This is a genomic window from Hyalangium gracile (assembly GCF_020103725.1).
GTDB lineage: Bacteria > Myxococcota > Myxococcia > Myxococcales > Myxococcaceae > Hyalangium > Hyalangium gracile.
Map to the genome: position 1 here is coordinate 53674 of NZ_JAHXBG010000019.1, position 18784 is coordinate 72457.

Below are 18784 nucleotides of genomic sequence, written 5' to 3' on the forward strand. Positions count from 1 at the left end.
CGATGACCGAAGAAAAGCCCGCCCCTGCCTCGCCGCGGCCAGCGCCCTCGGTGCACTCCTGGACCCAGGAGGAGCAGGCGCGGCTGATCATCGAGAGCGTTCGCGACTACGCCATCTTCATGCTCGACGCGCGGGGCCACGTGGCCACCTGGAACCCCGGCGCCGAGGCTATCAAGGGCTATCGCGCGGAGGAGATCCTCGGCCAGTCCATCACCCGCTTCTACACCCCGGAGGATCTGGTCGCGGGCCGGCCCCAGCGGCTGCTGCGGGCCGCCGCGGAGGCCGGACATGTGGAGGACGTGGGCTGGCGCGTGCGCAAGGATGGCACGCGCTTCTGGGCGGACGTGGTGCTCTCGGCGGTGCGCGATGCGTCCGGCCAGCTGCTGGGCTACTCGAAGGTCACCCGGGATTTGACCCAGCACCGCGCCACCCAGGAGCGGCTCCGCCAGAGCGAGGAGCGCTTCCGGCGCCTGGTGGAGGGCGTGCAGGACTACGCCATCTTCATGCTGGACCCGACCGGCCACGTCGTGACGTGGAACGCCGGCGCCGAGCGCATCAAGGGCTACCGCGCGGAGGAGATCCTCGGTCAGTCCCTCACCCGCTTCTTCATTCCGGAGGACGTCGCGTCCGGCAAGGGCGCGCGCGAGCTGGAGCTGGCGCTGCGCGAGGGCCGCTACGAGGAGGAGGGCTGGCGGATGCGCAAGGACGGCTCGCGCTTCTGGGCCAGCGTCATCCTCACCCCGCTGCGCGACACCTCGGGCCAGCACGTCGGCTTCACCAAGGTGACGAGAGACCTGACCGAGCGCAAGAAGATGGAGGAAGAGCGGCTGCGGCTGGCGCAGACGCAGGAGGCGCTGCGCCTGCGCGACGAGTTCCTGTCCATCGCGTCCCATGAGCTGCGCACGCCGCTCACCGCGCTCCAGCTCCAGCTCCACAGCCTGCGCGAGCTGCTCGTCTCCGCGGAGCAGAAGGTGCAGACCAAGCTCGACCGCGCCACCCGCAGCAGCGAGCGCCTGGTGGATCTCGTCGAGTCGCTGCTGGATGTCTCGCGCATCAGCACCGGGCGCTTCGAGATGAACCCCCAGCCCCTGGATCTCTCCGAGGTGGTGCACGAAGCCACCGAGCGCCTGAGGGAGTCCGCCACGCGAGCGGGCTGCGAGCTCACCGTCATCGCCGACGGCTCGGTGCCGGGCACGGGGGATCGCCTCCGGCTCGAGCAGGTGCTGACCAACCTGCTGTCCAACGCCATCAAGTACGCGGCCCGCGCGCCCATCGAGGTGTCGCTCGTCCGCGAGGCCGAGACGGCCGTGCTCGAGGTGAGGGACAGGGGGCCCGGGATTCCCGAGGAGGCCCTGCCGCGCATCTTCGAGCGCTTCGAGCGCGCCGTGGAGATGCGGCACTACGGCGGACTGGGGCTGGGGCTCTACGTCGTCCGAGAGATCGTCAAGGCGCACGATGGAATGGTCACCGTGCGCAACCTGCCTGGGGGGGGCGCCTGTTTCACCATCCGGCTGCCGCTCGTTCCTGGGGCCACGGCCCGGGAGGAGCCAGCCAAGCCTGGAGAGCTGCACTGAATATGTCTTCCCACCGCGTCCTGGTCGTCGAAGACGATCTCGAGATCCGTGAGAGCGTCATGGAGATCCTCGAGGAGCACGGCTACGAGCCGGTCGGCGCCGAGAACGGGCTCGAGGCGCTGGACAGGCTGCGCGAGCCCGGCCCACCGCCCTGCCTCATCATGCTGGACCTCATGCTGCCCCGCATGGACGGCAAGGAGTTCCGCCAGGAGCAGCTGCGCCACCCGGAGCTGGCCCACATCCCCGTGGTGGTGGTCTCCGCCTTCCGGGACGCGACCCAGCTCGTCCAGGGCATGCACGTCGCGGAGGTCCTCAGGAAGCCCTTCAAGCCCGAGCAGCTCATCGACGTCGCGCGGCGCTACTGCCCGCCCGTCGCCCCGAGCGCCTGAGGCCGTGTGGAAGTTGTTACACCTACATGGGGCAACTTGTGGAAAACTCAGGTAGGACAAAAGCCTACCTGAGCCCGTCCCCGAGGGGGGAGGGCCTCCCGCATCCTTATATGCGGGCCCTCAGCGCCGGACGGTGGTGCCCTTGGCGGTGCGGCCCTTGGTGAGGTGGGAGACGGCCTCCCCGAGCCCCTCCACGGTGAGGTGGAACATGGGGAAGATGCGGCCGATGGTGGCGATGGTGCTGCCCGGCCAGATGCGGGGCGCCTCGGGGTTGAGCCAGGCGCTGCGCTCGAAGTGCTGGGCCAGCTGCATCAGCCAGACGAGCCCCTCCAGCCCCTCCGGCGAGTAGTGCCCGTGGGCGTCCGCGCGGATGCCCAGCTCATAAGGCGCCATGTACGCGTCGCCGACGATGACGAGCTTGTGGTGCTTGCCCACCTGACCGATGAGCTCCGGCACGGTGGTGCCGCCGGTGAGCTGCGGCGTGGCGTAGAGCCGGCCGTAGACGCAGTTGTGGAAGTAGTAGGTGCGCAGCTCCTTGAAGTGCGTGGCGCGGCTGGCGACGCTGAAGAGGCGGCTGACGAGAGCGGCGTACGGATCCATGGAGCCGCCCACGTCCATGAGCAGCACCACGCGCGTGTTGGGGCGGCGCGGGGGCCGCACCACCACCTCCAGCTCGCCGGCGTTGCGCGCGGTGGCGTTGATGCTCTCGTCGATGTCCAGCTCGTCGGCGGCGCCCTCGCGGGCGAAGGCGCGCAGCTTGCGCAGCGCCACCTCGAGCTGGCGGGTGTCCAGCACCACGTCGTCCCGGTAGCCCTGGTACTTGCGCTCGCCGGCCTGGAGGATGGCGGTGCCCTGCCGGCCGCCGGTGCCGCCCACGCGGAAGCCCTGCTGCCCGGCGCCACCGTTGCCGAACGGTGAGGTGCCGCCGGTGCCGATCCACCGGTTGCCGCCGTCATGGCGCTCGCGCTGCTCGCGCAGCCGCTCCTGGAAGAGGCGCTCCAGGGCCTCCTCGTCCAGCGAGTCGAGCAGCGCCTGCTCCTCGGGGGTGAGGTCCCTGCGCTCGCGCGCGTCACGCAGCCAGTCCATCAGCTCCTGGGTGAGCTGGAGGCCGGCGGACTCCACGCCCTTGAAGTGGGCGAGGAAGGCCTGGTCGAAGGCGTCCAGGTGCGTCTCGGAGTGCACGAGCAGGGCGCGCGCCACGTGGTAGAAGCCGTCCAGGCTGCTGTCGTGCAGGCCGGCGTGCAGGGCGCCCGCCAGCGCCAGCGCCTCCTGCGTGCCCACCGGCACCCCGCGCCGCCGCAGCTCGTAGAGGAAGGGCAGGAACATGGCGCGTGCTCTCCTGGCTCAGGCCCGCGTCCGGCGGCCCTTGCCGAACGCCTCCGCCACGGCCATGAGGTCCTGCTCCTTCTTCAGCAGCGCGCCGAGGAAGGGCAGGTTCTCCTCCACCTTGAGGCTCTGGATGCCACTGGCCTTGAGCACGGCGATCCAGTCGATGAGCTCGCTGGTGGAGGGGCGCTTGCGCAGCCGGGTGAAGCCGCGCAGCTCGTAGAAGATCTTCAGCGCCTGCTCGGTGAGGGCCTCGTCCAGGCCGGGGTGGTGCACGCCGACGATGCGGCGCATCAGGTCGGTGTCCGGGAAGTCGATGAAGTGGAAGACGCACCGGCGCAGGAAGGCGTCGGGCAGCTCCTTCTCGTTGTTGCTGGTGATGACGACGACGGGGCGCTGCGTGGCCACCACCTCCTCGTTCGTCTCGAGGATGCGGAAGCGCATCCGGTCCAGCTCGTGGAGCAGGTCATTGGGAAACTCGACGTCGGCCTTGTCCACCTCGTCGATGAGCAGCACCACGCGCTCGCGGGAGGAGAAGGCCTCGCCCAGCGGCCCCAGGCGGATGTAGCGACGGATGTCCTTCACGTCTCCGTCGCCGAAGCGCGAGTCATAGAGGCGCTGCACGGTGTCGTAGACGTAGAGGCCGTCCTGGGCGCGGGTGGTGCTCTTGACGTGCCAGGGGATGAGGCGCGTGCCCAGGGCCTCGGCGATGGCCTCGGCCAGCAGCGTCTTCCCGGTGCCGGGCTCGCCCTTGACGAGCAGGGGGCGCTGGAGCGTCAGCGCGCAGTTCACGGCGGCCTGGAGGCCCTCACTGGAGAGGTACTTCTCGGTTCCACGGAAGCGGGAGGAGGTGGGCGTCATGGTCTTACCCCCTCCTTTAACATTCTCGGCCTCGCGGCGCGCCTGGACTGCTCGCCTGGGAAGCCTCCGGCCGGAAGACGACGGGCGCTGGGGCTCGCGAGCCTCGGCTCGCCATGCCACCAGCGCCCTGGGGTGCTGCTCGACCGCGGGGGTGGTTACCCGTCGCTGTCGGTGCCGTACAGGAACTCGCGGTCGCCATCGAGCTTGCGGCCGGAGAAGCTCAGCGTCGTGTTGCAGGTGGGCGAGCCGCCGCAGTCGGCGCCGGCGCAGGCGGAGCTCAGGGACAGGGTGCCCTTGAGCGTCTTGCCCAGCTCCTCGATGGTGTAGGTGGCCACCGTGGTGTGGGTCTCGGCGGTGCTGAGGATCAGCGTGCGCTGGCTGGTGAAGACGTACTCGCCGTCATCGTTCTTGCTGCCCCGGATGGCATCCCCGGAGATGGTGACGTTGCGAGCCTCACCCATGTCGTAGTTGATGGTGCCGGGCTCCAGGTACACATCCTCCTCGATGCCCTTCCAGATGACCCACTGCTTCTCGTCGACGATGTTGGTCGTCGTGTCGGGGTTCGGGGTGGTCGGCGCCACGCGATAGCAGGTGTTCGGAGCGACCTGCGGAGTGACGGCGACACGGTAGATGGAAGGCTGGCTGTTACCGCAGCCCAGGAGGCTGCTGGTGGCGACTGCGACGGCGACTGCCCACTTCATGGAACGCATCTGTGTTCTACTCTTTCTGAAAAGAGCGCGTGGCTGGCGCTCCCCCGCTTGCGGCCGGCCCGCTATCAGCGGGGAATCCCCCCGTGGCTTCTTGGCCCCGGTTGGGTTGCGCACCTATCAGGAGGCCTGGAGTCCAGGCAAGCACAGAGCCGCTTCTTCCCTGGTCGTAGCTGGGGCCGGAAGCGGGCGACGTTGGTAATGTCTGTCCAGGTATGGCCGACACACCCTTGCGCATCGTGAGCTACAACGTCCGCTACTTCGGTCACGCGCTCCGCGGGCTGGCGAGCACCGTCGGGCCGAAGCGGCGGGTCTCGACGGCGATCTCCTCGCTGGATCCGTTGCCGGACATCGTCTGCCTGCAAGAGGTGGAGACGAGCTCGTTCCGCAGCTCCATCGCGCACCGCCCGAGCCACCCCGGCGAGACGCAGCTGCAGGCCTTCATGGGCCGCATGGAGGAAATCTTCGGAGCGCAGGGGCGGGAGATGCCCTACGACGCGTTCTACTTCCGGGCGCACCACTACAAGCTGGGGACGTTCTCGCTCTACACGACGGGCCTGGCCATGCTGGTGAACCGCAGGACGCTGCGCGTGGACCGGCACAACGTGGACTCGCCGGCGCAGATCACCTACCACCACGTGGAGCGGCTGAAGGACCGGAAGCAGAGCCGCATCTGCGCGCACATGCGGCTGCAGCGGGCGGACGATGGGCGAGCCTTCCACGTCTTCAACACGCACCTGAGCCTGCCGACGCCGTTCGCCAAGGAGTTCTGGGCGACGAAGGACAAGATGGGGTGCGGGGTGAACCAGCTGCACGAGGCGCGCAAGCTGGTGGGGCTCTTGACGGAGCACTCGCAGGGCGAGCCGTTCATCGTGGGCGGAGACTTCAACTCGCCGCCGGCCTCGCCGGTGTTCCGCTACCTGTGCGAGGAGGCGCGCCTGACGTGCGCGCAGGCGGCGGTGGGGCAGATCGATCCGCGAGCCATCCGGGGCTTTCCGACAGCGGGCTTCATGCACATGCGGATGCACCTGGACCACCTTTTCTCGGGCAGCGGGGTGCGGTGGCTGGACATGGAGGAGACGCGGCCCTTCGGGGACACCACGAGCCGCTTCCACGGGCTGTCGGACCACATGCCGCTCATTGCGCGCTTCACGCTGGAGGACGGAGTGCCGGCCTCGGCGCCGGGGACGGGGGCGGGCTGAGCGTCAGGCCGGGCTCAGGAGAGCTCCTTCTCGAGCTGCTCCCAGGCCTGGAGGAGCTCGCGCGTCTTGCGCTCGGCCAGTTCCTGGAACTCGGGGGCGAGGTGGGCGACCTTGTCCGGGTGGTACTGGGCCACGAGGGCGCGGAAGGCACGACGGGCCTCGTCCTTGGAGGTGCCGGGAGCGATGCCGAGCACCGTCCACGGATCCTTCTGGGCGGGCGGGGGCGGAGGCGGCTCGGGCTCGGGCTCGAAGTCCGGCTCGGCATGGGAATAGGCGCGGGTGCCTCGGGGCGGAGTGGCCTCGGAGACGGGCGGGCGGCGTGAGGCCTTGGGGACGCGTGAGCGGCGGGGGCCGCCCGGCTTGCGGGAGGGATCCGGCGGGGGGATGCGCGGGGAGAGCTGGCTGAGGGCTTCCTGGATGAACCAGAGCTCCTCGCGAGGAGTCTCGCGCTTGCGGATGATGGCGCGAGGCCGGCCGTTCTCGAGCAGGAGGTAGTTGCTGGCCGCGGCGTAGGCCTGCTCCTTGTCGCGAGGGTAGAGCCGGGCGCCGAGGTCGTTGAGGGGATCGCGCCACATGCCCTCGATGGAGCCCTCGTCGGCGACGATGACCTGGGTGACGGAGTGGCCGAAGCTGGCGTCGAGGGTGTCGAAGGGCTCGCGCTCCTCGGGGGGGCGCATGTTCTTGCCGTGGCGGACACCCTTCACGAGCAGCAGCCCGCGAGTCCCGTCCACGAGGGCGAAGAGCTTGTCGCGCACCTGGCTGTCGGAGAAGAAGAGGACGTGCACCACGGCGGGCAGAGCCTACGCGCTCCGGCCCCGTGTTGTGCACCACCGACCGCGTCGACTGACTCAAGGCGTTGGGGTCGACCGGATCGCTCTGGCCAGCGTCCAAAACCTCTTGCCCCAGTCTTCGCGGAGCTTCTTCCGTGTGATCGCGTAGCCTCCCTCTGCGCTAAGGCGCCCTGTGCGCGGACTGGTAGCGAACTGGTATGACAAGTAGACCAGTTGGGACAGGATGCGCCCGGCAGGAGGAAAGTGGGGCCCTACCCTGGGCCCGTGGCCCGTGGCGGGCTACACCAAGCGCGGCGACACGCTGCTCGCCTATCGCTGGCTTGCGTGCTCGAACCCTGGCTCTTCCGCGAACCGAGAGGCAACATGGCCGGACTGCCTCGCGAGGACGTTCCCTGCTGGGAGCGCCGCTTCCTCGCTTGAGCTATCCTCTTGCTCCCGCCCACGAGGTACCGATGCGACGCTCCCGCCGTGACGCGTCTCCATGGCCCGCGGTGCTCGCCACCTGCGTGCTGCTCACGGCCTGCGTCACTCCGCACAGCGTGCCTCGCCAGTACGCCCAGGGCCTCGACTCGGGCTCCAACGGTTGCCGCGAGGCCCCCATCCTCTGCCTTCCTCAGCCCGGCGAGAAGATGGCCACCATCCCCCCTCTCGCTGGGACACAGGCCACCCTCCTCAGCATCGCCGCCGCAGCCAAGGTCGTTCAGACCGCCATCGATGCCACCCTCGAGACGCGCATCCGCCAGGCCCTTAAGGAATGCGCCGACAAGGCCCGCGCGGACGTCATGGACCGACACTTCCAGCGCAGCCCGACCCGCGAGGAGTGCCAGGAAGTGGTCGAGCACGACGCGCAAGGCCAGCCTGTCACCCGCGCCATGCTCCTGGGCCGCGAGCAGCACCAGGCGGCTCTTGAGTGTGCCGAACTGCGGCTGCGGCAGCTCAAGCCCGGTGGCTTCACCCTCTCTCCCCGCTACCGCTACGACCCCTCCACGAACGAGACCCGGTTCATGTCTCCAGAGGAGGTGAAGTCCCTGCTCGATCAGGGCCGAGCCGCGGAATTACGCGGCACCATTGAGCCTGACCTCGTCATCCACCTGCCAGGCCAGCCACTCCACGTCCAGCGCGTCTTCGACTTCAAATTCCCATGCGTCAACACGGACAAACCTTCTCGCTGGAGGGCGCATCCGAAGGGGCATCCTCATGAGGACATATCTCAGAAAGATCTTTATGAGCGTGCGCTAAAGGTCGTCCCCAAGCGGGTACAACCTCACATAGGCGTCATTGAATGACCCAACATCCTCCACGCATCCGCATTCTGGCTGAGAATGGGTATGTCCTCGTCCGAGAAGGATTGAGCCTCACCTTCTACATGCAGTACCCGCACGAAGAGATAGCCGGGCAGGTGGAGCACACATTGAAAACCTACCTGAGCACCGTAGGGTCTGAATCGCTCGGCCTCTATGCGGATGATGAGGGTGAGTGGCAGGATCTCGATGCCGCAGGATGGGAGCTGATCTGGCGCCTGTTGCGTGAAGCCCCATCGGCCTCCGTAGAGCTTCAGGACGCCTCCAGACTCGAGTGCCGATACCGATTCGAGTACCTGGGCAAGCCTCGGAAGATTCCTCCCCTTTTTGACAAGGCCACCGCCGTCAGCGCCGTGAGTTTCTGGCTCCCCACCGAGTTCCTGGAGGCCCAAGGCCCTGAGCGCGTGCGCGAACTGGCGCTGAACCTGGCTGCTTCCTTGCCGTTCTGCTCGGGCCATGCCGGACTGTCCTTCAATGGGGCGTTGGACATGGCTGGAGTCGACCAGCGTGTCGCCTCGTACTGTTTCCGCTACCCAGGCCTGGACATTCCCGACGTGAGTTGGCGCTCGTGGAATCTGGGCACTCGGGTCGCCGGCCCTTACTGGCTGACGTTCCTCGGGCAGCCTGTCCTCGGTGAGCTAGGCGGCGCTGATGGCTTGCGCTCCCACCTCCTCTCTCCTGGCACCACTGTCCAGGAACTGGGCGGTGACAGAGCCGTCATCACCCTGGGCGCGTGGCCCGAGGCGGGCGACACCGAGCGCGGCGACACCCTGCCCGCCTACCGCGAACTGGCTCGCGTGCTCGAACCCTGGCTCTTCCGCGAACCCAACGGATTGTTGGCCGGCCTGCCTCGCGAGGACGTTCCCCGCTGGGAGCGCCGCTTCCTCGACTGAGCGCCGCGCCGCTCCAGCCGCCCACACGCCGCGCCGGACTTTCTGGTAGACTCAACGTCAGAGGTCCTATCGGAATGTCCCTACCCAGCACTGCCTGGCTCGCGTGCGCGTGCCTGCTGTGGGCGGCCGCCACGCCTGCCCAGCCCCGCGCGCCACGCGAGCGGAAGGAACGGCAGGCCTCCCTCCTGCGCGACCCCGCCGAGCCCGTGCCCCAGGTGCGAGTGGCCGCTGGCGTGCTCACCTCCCTGTCCTTCAATGCCCCGCTGGCGCGCGCCCAGGCGGAGGACCACGAGCGCTTCCACCGCCTGGACCTGGGCGAGCGCGCCCTCTACCTCAAGCCCGCCCTCGACCTGGCCGCCACCGAGCGCCTGGCCCTCCACCTCACCTTCGTGGATGGCCGCAAGGCCGTGCTCCTCCTCATCTCCCACCCCACCGAGGTGGATGCACGGGTGGACTTCGTCCTCCCGGAGCGCTCCGCGGAAGCCTGCGAGCGCGAGCTGGCCTCCACGCTCGCCCGCTACGAGGCACGGAGTCGCGAGCTGGAGAAGATTCAGGGCCAGTGCGCGGAGACCGGCCCGGCCCTCCTGGCGCTGGCCGGAAGCTTCCAGCGCGAAATCCGACGGAAGATCCTACCCACCAGTGACAGTCCGGCCCTGCTCCGCTTCTCCAAGGGATGGGCGTACCGTCTGCGCGGCTGGATGGTGCTGACCGGGCGCGTGACGAACACGGGCACTGCGCCCTGGATGCCCGTCCGAGCCCACCTCACGCCCGCCGAACCTGGCGTACAGGTGCGGGTGGTGTTCCCCACGAAGGCCGCTCTGCGTGCCGGAGCGGGGGCAGACATCGCCATCGAGGTGAAGGTCCCCGGTGAGCTCCTCGCTCCGAGCACACTGCATGACCTGACGCTGTGTGACGGCGCGCAGGAGCGCTGCCTGTCCGTTCCCGACCTGGAGCTCGAGTAGAATGAGCGCGCAACCGGACCCCTCGAACCTCCCACCTGGCACGTCCATCCAGGCGTGGCGCGTGGTGGCGAAGCTCGGCCAGGGCTCCTACGGAGCCGTGTATCACGTCCAGTTGGAGGGGCAGGACTTCGCCTTGAAGATCGCCCACCACCGCGCGGGCAGCGCGGACACGGCGCGGACGGACGCCCGCATCCGCCGAGAGCTGGCCTGCCTGAGCCTGGTCAACCACCCTCACATCGTCCGGGTGTGGAGCCACGGACGTTGGTCGAATCCCCGCGAGGGCTTCTTCTTCCTCGTGGAGGACTACGTGGAGGGCTACACACTGGCCGAGTGGATGGAGCATGCCCAGCCCACCTTCCGCCAGGTTGCCGCGCTCATGGAGTCCGTAGCCGACGCGCTGGAGGTCCCCCACAAGCAGGGAATCTTCCACCGCGACCTCAAGCCCTCCAACATCCTGGTGCGCAAGAAGGATGACGCCCCCGTCATCACCGACTTCAGCGTGGGCGACCACCCGCTGGCGGAGGACCTGACGGAAGGGCCCATCCCGCCCGGCACCCGGCGCTACCGCAGCCCGGAGGCCTTGAGGTTCGAGCGCCAGCACCCGCACCCGCCCGAGGCGCGCTACGCGTTTCAGGTGACGGATGAGCTCTTCGCGCTCGGCGCCACGCTGTACGACATCCTCACCGACCCGCTCCCCACTGGACGTCACCCTCGCCTGCCGCTCAACAACGACGCGCTGCCACCGCCCTCGCCCATCAAGGTCAACCCCCGCGTTCCCCCCGCGCTGAGTGATCTGACCATGGCCTTGCTGGACCCGAACCCCCACCTTCGGCCACCGAGCGTCGGCGCCTTGCGCCGCATGCTGGGGGAGCTAAAAGCAGACCCGGGCGAGGCGTGGGATGCGCTGGTGTACCCGCCCTTGGCCCGGCGCACGGCGGCCTCACCTCCTCCCGAAGCTCGAAAGGACCCGCGCAGACCCTGGTGGCCGTGGGTCGCGGTGCTGGGAGCCGCGGTGCTGGCCCTGCTCTTGGCGGCCATCCTCTTCGCCGCGCGCGCGGATCCCCCGACGGAGTCACCAGCCGCTCACGCCCCACAGCAGCCCTCCCTGGGCTCTACCTCCCCTCTCTCTCAGAAGGAGACCAACGCCGTGAGCAACTCTCGGAGCACCCCGGAAGCCTCTTCCCCCGTGACAGCGGAGCCCAAGCCCCAGCAGCCGCAGCTCCCCATCCCTCCCAAGCCGAGCCTCAAGCGATGTGCCGCCTTGGCAGGCGCGCTCGCGTTCCTGGAAGTGGGCTGCGCCACCGTCCAGCTGCGGCCTGAACCCGGTGAGTGCCCCGACAACGCCATCAAGGCCATGAGGAAGTTCCATCAACCCAACATGGGCATGGCAGCGGTCCGAATTTGGCCTGACGCGAGGCGGAAGGGAGACACGGAAGGACTGGGCGCCTATGAAAACGGCCCCATCACCGGCGTATTTGACCTCGAGTCCAGCCCTGACGAGTTCCCAGACGGGACGCTGCTGGATGGGCACCTGTGGGTGAGCGCTCCGGGGGACCGGATCTTCGGACGGTTCACTCGTGCCCGCCTGCCGGATGGCTCGAGCGTCCCTCTCTGCATGGAGCTGTGCGAGAACGAAGATGATTGGGGCATCCATAAGCGAGGACCCGGCCCCCGTGAAGGCACGGTCATGATGTACCACCACGTAGGTGCCTGCTTCACCGACCGCTGGCACTGACGCGGGCCGTGTAAGCCTCCTTGACACCCCGGCGACCCGCGCCCCCTCCCCCGACTCGTCACTTGTAACCTGGAAGGTCCTTCCCTTTCATGTGACGTTCCGGGTAGTCTTCGGCTTGTCAGCGCGTGGTGCCTCGCCACGCGCGCGAGGCACTTCCATGGCACCCACCTCACATCCCTGGCTGCCCCAGGGCGTCATCCTTTTCTCTCAGGGAGACGTCTCCTACGAGCTCATCCGGGAGCTGGAGATCAGCCATCACGGTGAGTCCACCGTGCTCGCGCGCCAGCGCACGGGCCGGTCCATCGGCGCGCAGGTGGTCATCAAACGCCTGCCGCTCACCCAGGAGGACGCCGCCACGCGGGAGCACATCCGCGCGCGTCTCGAGGAAGAGGTCCGCCTGGCCACCTACCTCCAGCACCCGAACATCGCGCGCCTGCGCGGCCGCCATGAGACGCGGGAGGAGCTCTTCGTCGTCATGGACTTCGTGGAGGGCTGGAGCCTCAACACGCTCCTCACCACCTCGATGATGCGCGGCGTCCGCTTCTCCGAGGCCTTCGTCCTCCACGTGGGCGCGGAGGTGGCCAGCGCCCTGCATCACGCCCACACCCGCTTGGACTCGCAGGGCCACCCGCTCCACATCCTCCACCGAGACATCAACCCCCTGCGCATCATCCTGGGGCCACTGGGAGAGGTGACGCTGACGGACTTCGGCCTGGCCCACTCGCGCCTGCCGGGCCGACAGCCCACCTCGCTCCCGCGTCCCCGGGGCAACGTCTACTTCGCCGCGCCCGAGGCCCTGCTCGGTGGAACCCTGGATGCGCGCTCGGATCTCTTCTCGCTGGGCCTGGTCCTCCTGGAGCTGGCCACGTGGCACCACCTCTACAACCTGGACTCGACGGACTGGGACGCGCTGCCCCAGGCGCTCACCCCTCCCGTCAAGGAGCAGGTGCTCGGCGCGCTACTCACCGCCGTCGAGGCGAAGCTGCCGGACGAGGTGGATGAGCTCATCCTCCGCGCCGCCACCTACGCACCCCAGGAGCTCGAGCGGGTGCTCCAGCCGCTGAGCGAGCCCCTGCGCGGAATCCTGTGGCGCCTGCTCCAGCGAGCTCCCACAGCCCGCCTACCGACAGCCGCGGCGCTGGAGGCGGAGCTGCGTGCCTGCCTCGCCGCGCTCAGCACCGGGTACGGCGCGGCCGAGGCCGCCGCGGAGGTCCGCCACTCCCTGGCCGTGGCCCGCTCGCACCAGGAGCACGTCACTCCCACGGAGCCCGGCGTCTTCCCGGACTGCATCCCCCTGCCTCCCGACGAACTCACCACGGATTCTGGCCGCCGCGCCTGATCGGCTCTCACACCAAGCCCGGGGAACCGCCCATGCCCAGGAAGCCCGTCGCGCCCTACACCCGCATCATCCGCAACGGCACCCACGCGCCGGATGAGCCCCCTGCCACCATCGACGCGCTGCTCGCCGTGCTCGCGTCACATCCGGTGGCCTCCTGGACGACCTGCCGTCCCCTGAAGAAGACGCCGAGTGCCACCTTCTTCTGCGGCGAGCTCAGCAACCGCGAGCACCCCTTCAGCATCCTCACCACGGATCCATCCATCGCGCGCCGCCTCACCGAGGCCTTCACCAACAACTGTGAGCGCTTCCAGCTGGAGTCCTCGGAGCCCCGCGCGCGGAGATCCCGTCTGGGAACCCGGGGCGGCCGCCGCAAGCGCTGAGCGCCTCCCTCCCCCGGAGCGGGCCCTCCCCCGCTCGCGCGCCCGGTGAGTGCCCTGCGCGCTGCCCTCGTCCGCCAGGCTGAGCCTCACATCCGGACCGTGCCTATCTCTAGCAAGGGGGGATGCGCGCCCTTCCCGAGCGGTCCGAACCCGGGTGAAGAGGCCCGCTCGAGCACCTGCCGCTGTCCGCCCGAGCCTCCAGCGCACTCGAGGAGAAGTCCGTCGGTGACATCCTCAACCCGTGATGAGTTCAAGCTGCTGCTGGACGCCATCGCCGACCCCCTCGTGGCGTGCGATGGCGCCGAGCGCATCGTCCACCTGTCCCCCTCCGCCGAGCGGCTGCTCGGCTGGAGGGACGAGGAGCTCCGCGGCCGGCCCTTCACTGCCCTCGTCCCCGAGCGCCTGCACACCGTCGATGGTCGCTCCCTGCTCCGCTATCTGCTCGACAGGCGGCCCCAGCTCGGCGGCCGCCCCACCCTCGTCCCCCTCCGGCGCCACGGCGGCGAGGAGCTGCTGCTGGAAGTCACCACGGGCCACTCCCATCACCAGGAGGACCAGCGCATCGTCCTGTCGCTGCGTCGCCTCCCCGAGGCCCCCAGCTTCACCCCCGAGCCCTTCGTCCAGGACGTCTCCCTCAAGCTCTGGCACGACGGCCACATCGGCGCGGCGCGCACCTTCAGCGTCGTCGATCGCCACTACCAGCTCATCATCGAGAACGCGCCGCTGGGCATCTTCCACTTCGACAAGACGCCCGTCATCACCCTGTGCAATGACTACTTCGTCCGCCTCATCGGCTCGTCCAAGCGGCTGCTCATCGGCCTCAACCTGCTCACCCTGCGGGACGAGCGCATCATCCGCTGCGTCCGCGCCACCCTCCTGGGCGAGCACACCCACTTCGAGGGGGACTACTCCTCCGTCACCGCCCGCAAGCTGACGCCCGTGCGCGCCCACTTCGCCCCCTGCTACGACGAGCAGGGCCAGGTGAACGGCGGGGTCGGCATCATCGAGGACGTCACCGTGCAGCGGCGCATGGAGGAGGAGCGCGCCACCCAGTCCGTGCTCGTGGACACGCTGCTGCGCGCCGCGCCCATCGGCATGGCCTTCCTGGATCCGGAGCTGCGCTACGTGCGCGTCAACGACATGCTGGCGCGCCTCATCCACCAACCCATCGAGGCGCACATCGGCCGCCGGCCTCACGAGATGCTCGGCCCCAGGGGCGACAGGCTGGAGCGGCTCCTCCGAGGCGTGCTCGACTCCGGCAAGCCGGTGGAGCAGTTCGAGCTCAACAGCCAGGACTTCTGCGACGACGGCCCGCCGCGCATCTGGGCCGCCAGCTTCTACCCGGTCCGCGGCGGCGACGGCCGCCTGCTGGGCATCGGCGCGATGGTGGAGGACATCACCGAGCGCAGGCAGGCCGAGCAGGAGCGCGCCCGGCTCTACCGCGAGGCCCAGGAGGCCGTGCGCGTGCGGGACGACTTCCTCACCGTCGCCTCGCACGAATTGAAGACGCCGCTCACGCCGCTCTCCCTGCGCCTGGCCAGCCTCGAGCGCCGGCTGGAGCGCGGCGAGCCCGTGGACCCCGCCGCCCTGCGCCACGCGCGCCAGCACCTGCTGCGCCTCACCGCGCTCATCAATGATCTGCTGGACGCCTCGCGCATCGAGTCCGGAGGGCTCGCGCTCCACCCACAGCCCACCCGGCTGGACGTGCTCACCGAGCACGTCATCCGCGTGATGGAGGGCGCCCACGACGCCGAGCACCGCATCGTCTTCCACCCGGGCGCCAGGTCGCCGCAGGTGCTCGGCGATCCGTACCGGCTGGAGCAGGTCATCTCCAACCTGCTGGAGAACGCGCTCAAGTACAGCCCGAACGGGGGCGCCATCCACGTGTCCCTGGAGCCACGCGGCGACCTGGTGCTGCTGGCCGTGAGGGACCCGGGCATCGGCATCCCCGCCGACCAGCAGCAGCACCTCTTCGAGCGCTACTTCCGGGCGCGCAACGTCTCCACGCACTCCTATGGAGGACTGGGGCTGGGGCTCTACATCTGCCGCGACATCGTCGAGCGTCACGGCGGTCGCATCTGGGTCGAGAGCGAGGTAGGCCGCGGCTCCACATTCTATGTCGCGCTGCCGACACTCAAGCAGGCCCCGGAGTCGCTCGAGCAGGCCTCGGGCCACTCCGTACACTGAAAGTCTTGCAGAGGGGGCTGCAAGAATGACAGCCCGGGTGTCCACGGGTGTTCGCTTGGGCCGCTCAACCGCCCGCAATCCCACGCTCCGAAGGCTGGCATGCAGGCTGCTAGGGAGGAGAGATGGGAGGATCACCACAAGGAATGGACGCCATGACGACCGAAACCCCCACCCTGACTCGTGAGAAGGACGGCTGGCTCATCCGCGTGAAGATGGGTGGCCGCATCCAGGAAGTGCGCTGCACCAATGAGGTCCAGGCTCGTTACTTCGCCGTCATGCTGGCCCTCAACCCGCTCAAGCCCACGCGCTTCAGGAACTGACAACCGCGGGTGACGCACGCAGGGCCACGCTCCTCTCCGAGGGTCGTGGCCCTCGCTGTGTCGGGCCCCTGGCCCTACGCCTTCGTCGCCACCACGCACAGCAGCGGCGCGGAGCCGCGAGTCGCGGTACGCGTGGACGCGATGCGGAAGCCGTTGTCCTCGAGGCGGGCCGTCAGCTGGACGCCCAGGGGCCGCAGCTTCTCCTTCGTGGGCGGCTGGTAGAAGAGATAGAGCGCGCCGCGCGGGGCCAGGACGGCTCGGAGAATGGCCAGCTCCGCCGAGGCCTCGAGCCAGAACAGGTTGACGTTCACGGCGAAGACCTTGTCGAACCGGGCTCCTTCGAAGTCCGCGTCGGCCAGCGCCGTGGCGCGAAACGACGCCTTGCCCGAGGCCACGGCCTCGCGGTTGCTGGCCTCCGCCGCGCGGATCATCACGTCCGAGCGATCGATGGCCAGGATCCTCCCGCGCTCCAGCCGCTCGCAGATCGCGGAGACGGCCACGCCGCGACCGCAGCCGATCTCCAGCAGGCGATCGCCGGGCTTCACGTCCAGCAGCTCGAGCGCCCATGTCAGCCGCGCTGGGAGTGCCTTCGTGCTCATGCGTGCCTTGCGTCGCGCCAGCTGCCGGGGCTCAGTGCGCCGGCTGGCGCAGCGCTGACTCCTGGAGGTAGGCGCGCGACAGGGCGGCGTTGCCTCCCAGTCGGGCAATCTCGCCGAGGTCCTCCAGCAGCCGCACCTCGAGGTCCGCGTCGTTGATGCGCCGGGCCTGGCGCAGGCCACGCAGGGCGTGCTCACGCGCCTCGGGCAGCCGGTTCCCGGCCGCGTAGAGCCCGGCCAGCACCTGCTCCAGCTCGGCGCAGCGCGAGTCCAGCCGCTGCTGCTCACACTCGGAGAGCGCGGCGCTCAGCGTGGCCTCCGCCTGGGCGCTCTCACCGCCGGCCAGCTGCGCCTGGGCCCGCCGCAACTCCGCCTCCATCAGGAACCACGCGTCCCCCGCCTCGTGCGTGGCGGCCTGGGAGAAGTCTCGCTGCGCGTTGCGCTCGACATAGGTTCGCAGCACGTCGCCGCCGTAGTGCGCATCCAGGGCCTTCGCCACGGGGAGCAGCGCGCGCACACGCTCGGCGCCAGGCGCGGAGCCGACCGCCAGGTACAGGGAACGGCGAGCCACGGACGGGGCATCGCGCACCTGCGCGTCGGATAGCGGAGTGCCCTGCTCCACCATGGCCTTGCCGGCATCCCGGACGGCCTTCCACCGGTTGAGGCGCTCCAGCCCCTGGCGCTCCAGCGACGCCTTGTGCTCCCGGGCCTCGTCGCTCCAGCCAGGCTCGTTGAGCGCCGCCACCTGGCCGAAGCTCTCCGCGGCCACCAGCTCGAGCCCGAGCTCGCGCAGCACCAGGCCCCGGTTCCACAGCGCCGGAGCGTGACGAGGCGCCTTCGCCAGCACGCCCTCCAGCAGGGTGAGCGCCTGCTCGAGCTCGCCCTTCGAGAGCGCCACCACCGCACGGTCGCTGTCCACCTCGGGCGAGGTGGAGAGCTTGCCCAGGTACGAGAAGGCCCGATCCCGCTCACCGCGCATCAGGAAGGTGGTGGCCAGGCCGTGCACGTCACCCGCCTTCTCCAGCTTCACCTGCGTCTCCAGCGGCACGACCTCCACGGTCCGCTCGCTGCCGGAGCGCTTCACGCCGTACGGCCGCCAGCCGCTGGCCCCCGGGTAGCTCAGCCGCGCCTCCATCGAGCGTGTGGGCGCCAGCGCGAGCGTCTCGTAGTCCCCTCCCCCCGAGCCGTCACCGGGGCTGCGGAGCACGGCCAGGGCGAAGGCCGCGGCCAGCACCCCGCCCATCACGACGGTGAGCCCGACACGGCGGCGGCTCCAGGTGGGACGAAAGGCACGGGACGCGGCAGGGGAAGAGCGCGGTGCCTCCACCGGCCGGGCCGCCTCCGCTGGTCGCGCCGCCTCCTCTCCCGCCGGGGATGCCTTCTTCTCCGTCGCGGCCAGCTGCGCGCTCACGGCTCCGAGCTCCAGGATGTCCTGCAGCTCCACCTGACACTGCTCGCAAGTAGCCAGGTGCCCGCGGAAGGACTCAGCCTCGGCGGGCTCCAGCTCCCCGTCCGCGAAGGCGTGCACGAGCTCATGGATGTCGTCACCCATGTCGGACATGCCACTCATGCATCGCCTCCTGTCTCGGTGGGCAGCAACAGCTCCTTCAGGCGGCGGCGCGCGCGGATGAGCCGCGTGCCCACGGTGTCCTTGGGGATGCCGAGCTGCGCGGCAATCTCGTTATAGGAGCGCTTCTCCAGCGCATGGAGCTGGTACACGAGGCGGAACTGCTCGGGGAGCTTCTCCACGGCCTCCTGGAGCTGCTCGGGACCGATGTGAGCCCACCGGGGCTGGGCCTCCTGCTCGGGGGCAGCGACGCGCTCCTGCACCTCCTCGGCGGAGACATCCGCGCTCCGCTCCCGGGAGCGGGAGCGAAACCGGTCAATGAAGCAGTTGCGGAGGATGGTGAGTATCCAGGCAAGGAAGTTCGTCCCTTGCTTGTAGCTGGCCCTCTTCTGAAACCCGCGCAGGCAGGTCTCCTGGAAGAGATCGTCCGCCTCCGCGGCATTGCCACACAGTCGCAGTCCGGTGGCCCGGATGGCGTGTTCATGCTCCCGGACGAGGGCGGCGAACCACGCGCTGTCGGGGTCCAAAGGATCCAAGCGGCCGGGAGGCTCCTCGGTCCGATCCCAGACAGTCAAGCTCCGCGAGAAGAGCAGGCTCTCCGGCCATCCGGCGTGGTGTAGGGCAACAGCTTCCATCACCCTAGGAACGACGGCC

General features: G+C 69.3%; 18 protein-coding genes. 11 read left to right on the top strand and 7 right to left on the bottom strand.

What is annotated here, in order from left to right; genetic code table 11:
- The first annotated feature begins 2 nt into the window (after positions 1-2).
- A complete protein-coding gene (locus KY572_RS32020) occupies positions 3-1574 on the top strand; it encodes a sensor histidine kinase (protein ID WP_224247443.1) in 1572 nt (523 codons plus the stop codon).
- 2 nt (positions 1575-1576) lie between these two features.
- The gene (locus KY572_RS32025) at positions 1577-1963 is read left to right on the top strand and encodes a response regulator (protein WP_224247444.1); all 387 of its coding nucleotides are present in this window, start codon (positions 1577-1579) and stop codon (positions 1961-1963) included.
- Between the two features lie 120 nt (positions 1964-2083).
- Here the strand turns inward: KY572_RS32025 and KY572_RS32030 are convergent, their stop codons facing one another.
- The 3 genes from KY572_RS32030 to KY572_RS32040 form a co-directional block, all read right to left on the bottom strand.
- Positions 2084-3289 carry a vWA domain-containing protein gene (locus KY572_RS32030; RefSeq protein ID WP_224247445.1) on the bottom strand — a complete coding sequence of 402 codons (1206 nt, stop codon included), beginning with the start codon at positions 3287-3289 and terminating at the stop codon, positions 2084-2086.
- Between the two features lie 18 nt (positions 3290-3307).
- Complete coding sequence (locus KY572_RS32035) at positions 3308-4150, bottom strand: AAA family ATPase (RefSeq protein ID WP_224247446.1); 843 nt, start codon at positions 4148-4150, stop codon at positions 3308-3310.
- 155 nt (positions 4151-4305) lie between these two features.
- Complete coding sequence (locus KY572_RS32040) at positions 4306-4851, bottom strand: hypothetical protein (protein ID WP_224247447.1); 546 nt, start codon at positions 4849-4851, stop codon at positions 4306-4308.
- A gap of 221 nt (positions 4852-5072) precedes the next feature.
- Here KY572_RS32040 and KY572_RS32045 point away from each other — a divergent pair, with 221 nt between their 5' ends.
- Positions 5073-6059 (top strand): endonuclease/exonuclease/phosphatase family protein, encoded by a 987-nt coding sequence (locus tag KY572_RS32045; protein WP_224247448.1) that lies wholly within the window; start codon positions 5073-5075, stop codon positions 6057-6059.
- Positions 6060-6073: 14 nt separating this feature from the next.
- Here KY572_RS32045 and KY572_RS32050 read toward each other — a convergent pair whose 3' ends face one another.
- Positions 6074-6847 carry a J domain-containing protein gene (locus KY572_RS32050; protein ID WP_224247449.1) on the bottom strand — a complete coding sequence of 258 codons (774 nt, stop codon included), beginning with the start codon at positions 6845-6847 and terminating at the stop codon, positions 6074-6076.
- Between the two features lie 455 nt (positions 6848-7302).
- Here KY572_RS32050 and KY572_RS32055 point away from each other — a divergent pair, with 455 nt between their 5' ends.
- The 8 genes from KY572_RS32055 to KY572_RS32090 all read left to right on the top strand — a co-directional run bounded on the left by KY572_RS32055 (position 7303) and on the right by KY572_RS32090 (position 15967).
- Positions 7303-8136 carry a hypothetical protein gene (locus KY572_RS32055; protein WP_224247450.1) on the top strand — a complete coding sequence of 278 codons (834 nt, stop codon included), beginning with the start codon at positions 7303-7305 and terminating at the stop codon, positions 8134-8136.
- A gap of 62 nt (positions 8137-8198) precedes the next feature.
- The gene (locus KY572_RS32060) at positions 8199-9044 is read left to right on the top strand and encodes a DUF3396 domain-containing protein (protein ID WP_224247451.1); all 846 of its coding nucleotides are present in this window, start codon (positions 8199-8201) and stop codon (positions 9042-9044) included.
- Between the two features lie 74 nt (positions 9045-9118).
- Positions 9119-10006 (top strand): DUF2381 family protein, encoded by an 888-nt coding sequence (locus KY572_RS32065; RefSeq protein WP_224247452.1) that lies wholly within the window; start codon positions 9119-9121, stop codon positions 10004-10006.
- 1 nt (position 10007) lies between these two features.
- Entirely contained in the window at positions 10008-11741 is a 1734-nt protein-coding gene (locus KY572_RS32070) for a serine/threonine-protein kinase (protein WP_224247453.1), read from the top strand.
- A gap of 157 nt (positions 11742-11898) precedes the next feature.
- Positions 11899-13080 (top strand): serine/threonine protein kinase, encoded by a 1182-nt coding sequence (locus KY572_RS32075; protein ID WP_224247454.1) that lies wholly within the window; start codon positions 11899-11901, stop codon positions 13078-13080.
- Positions 13081-13112: 32 nt separating this feature from the next.
- A complete protein-coding gene (locus KY572_RS32080) occupies positions 13113-13460 on the top strand; it encodes a hypothetical protein (protein ID WP_224247455.1) in 348 nt (115 codons plus the stop codon).
- Between the two features lie 225 nt (positions 13461-13685).
- Positions 13686-15647 carry a PAS domain-containing sensor histidine kinase gene (locus tag KY572_RS32085; protein WP_224247456.1) on the top strand — a complete coding sequence of 654 codons (1962 nt, stop codon included), beginning with the start codon at positions 13686-13688 and terminating at the stop codon, positions 15645-15647.
- Between the two features lie 152 nt (positions 15648-15799).
- Positions 15800-15967 carry a hypothetical protein gene (locus KY572_RS32090; protein WP_224247571.1) on the top strand — a complete coding sequence of 56 codons (168 nt, stop codon included), beginning with the start codon at positions 15800-15802 and terminating at the stop codon, positions 15965-15967.
- Positions 15968-16041: 74 nt separating this feature from the next.
- Here KY572_RS32090 and KY572_RS32095 read toward each other — a convergent pair whose 3' ends face one another.
- The 3 genes from KY572_RS32095 to KY572_RS32105 are packed head-to-tail and all read right to left on the bottom strand — an operon-like array spanning position 16042 to position 18666.
- Complete coding sequence (locus KY572_RS32095) at positions 16042-16566, bottom strand: class I SAM-dependent methyltransferase (RefSeq protein ID WP_224247457.1); 525 nt, start codon at positions 16564-16566, stop codon at positions 16042-16044.
- A 31-nt stretch (positions 16567-16597) separates the two neighbouring features.
- Positions 16598-18133, bottom strand: coding sequence for a zf-HC2 domain-containing protein (locus KY572_RS32100; protein WP_224247458.1), 1536 nt, complete (start codon positions 18131-18133; stop codon positions 16598-16600).
- Positions 18130-18666, bottom strand: a complete 537-nt coding sequence (locus KY572_RS32105; RefSeq protein WP_224247459.1) for an RNA polymerase sigma factor — start codon at positions 18664-18666, stop codon at positions 18130-18132. The genes KY572_RS32100 and KY572_RS32105 overlap by 4 nt, the downstream gene beginning before the upstream one ends.
- Positions 18667-18784 lie beyond the last annotated feature (118 nt).

Excerpts from the sequence above, each read along its gene's own strand:
- KY572_RS32090 (WP_224247571.1), top strand. The coding sequence starts at position 15,800 with ATGACGACCGAAACCCCCACCCTGACTCGTGAGAAGGACGGCTGGCTC.
- KY572_RS32070 (WP_224247453.1), top strand. The coding sequence starts at position 10,008 with ATGAGCGCGCAACCGGACCCCTCGAACCTCCCACCTGGCACGTCCATC.
- KY572_RS32095 (WP_224247457.1), bottom strand. The coding sequence starts at position 16,566 with ATGAGCACGAAGGCACTCCCAGCGCGGCTGACATGGGCGCTCGAGCTG.
- KY572_RS32020 (WP_224247443.1), top strand. The coding sequence starts at position 3 with ATGACCGAAGAAAAGCCCGCCCCTGCCTCGCCGCGGCCAGCGCCCTCG.
- KY572_RS32035 (WP_224247446.1), bottom strand. The coding sequence starts at position 4,150 with ATGACGCCCACCTCCTCCCGCTTCCGTGGAACCGAGAAGTACCTCTCC.
- KY572_RS32025 (WP_224247444.1), top strand. The coding sequence starts at position 1,577 with ATGTCTTCCCACCGCGTCCTGGTCGTCGAAGACGATCTCGAGATCCGT.
- KY572_RS32055 (WP_224247450.1), top strand. The coding sequence starts at position 7,303 with ATGCGACGCTCCCGCCGTGACGCGTCTCCATGGCCCGCGGTGCTCGCC.
- KY572_RS32100 (WP_224247458.1), bottom strand. The coding sequence starts at position 18,133 with ATGAGTGGCATGTCCGACATGGGTGACGACATCCATGAGCTCGTGCAC.
- KY572_RS32045 (WP_224247448.1), top strand. The coding sequence starts at position 5,073 with ATGGCCGACACACCCTTGCGCATCGTGAGCTACAACGTCCGCTACTTC.
- KY572_RS32030 (WP_224247445.1), bottom strand. The coding sequence starts at position 3,289 with ATGTTCCTGCCCTTCCTCTACGAGCTGCGGCGGCGCGGGGTGCCGGTG.
- KY572_RS32075 (WP_224247454.1), top strand. The coding sequence starts at position 11,899 with ATGGCACCCACCTCACATCCCTGGCTGCCCCAGGGCGTCATCCTTTTC.
- KY572_RS32065 (WP_224247452.1), top strand. The coding sequence starts at position 9,119 with ATGTCCCTACCCAGCACTGCCTGGCTCGCGTGCGCGTGCCTGCTGTGG.
- KY572_RS32040 (WP_224247447.1), bottom strand. The coding sequence starts at position 4,851 with ATGAAGTGGGCAGTCGCCGTCGCAGTCGCCACCAGCAGCCTCCTGGGC.
- KY572_RS32080 (WP_224247455.1), top strand. The coding sequence starts at position 13,113 with ATGCCCAGGAAGCCCGTCGCGCCCTACACCCGCATCATCCGCAACGGC.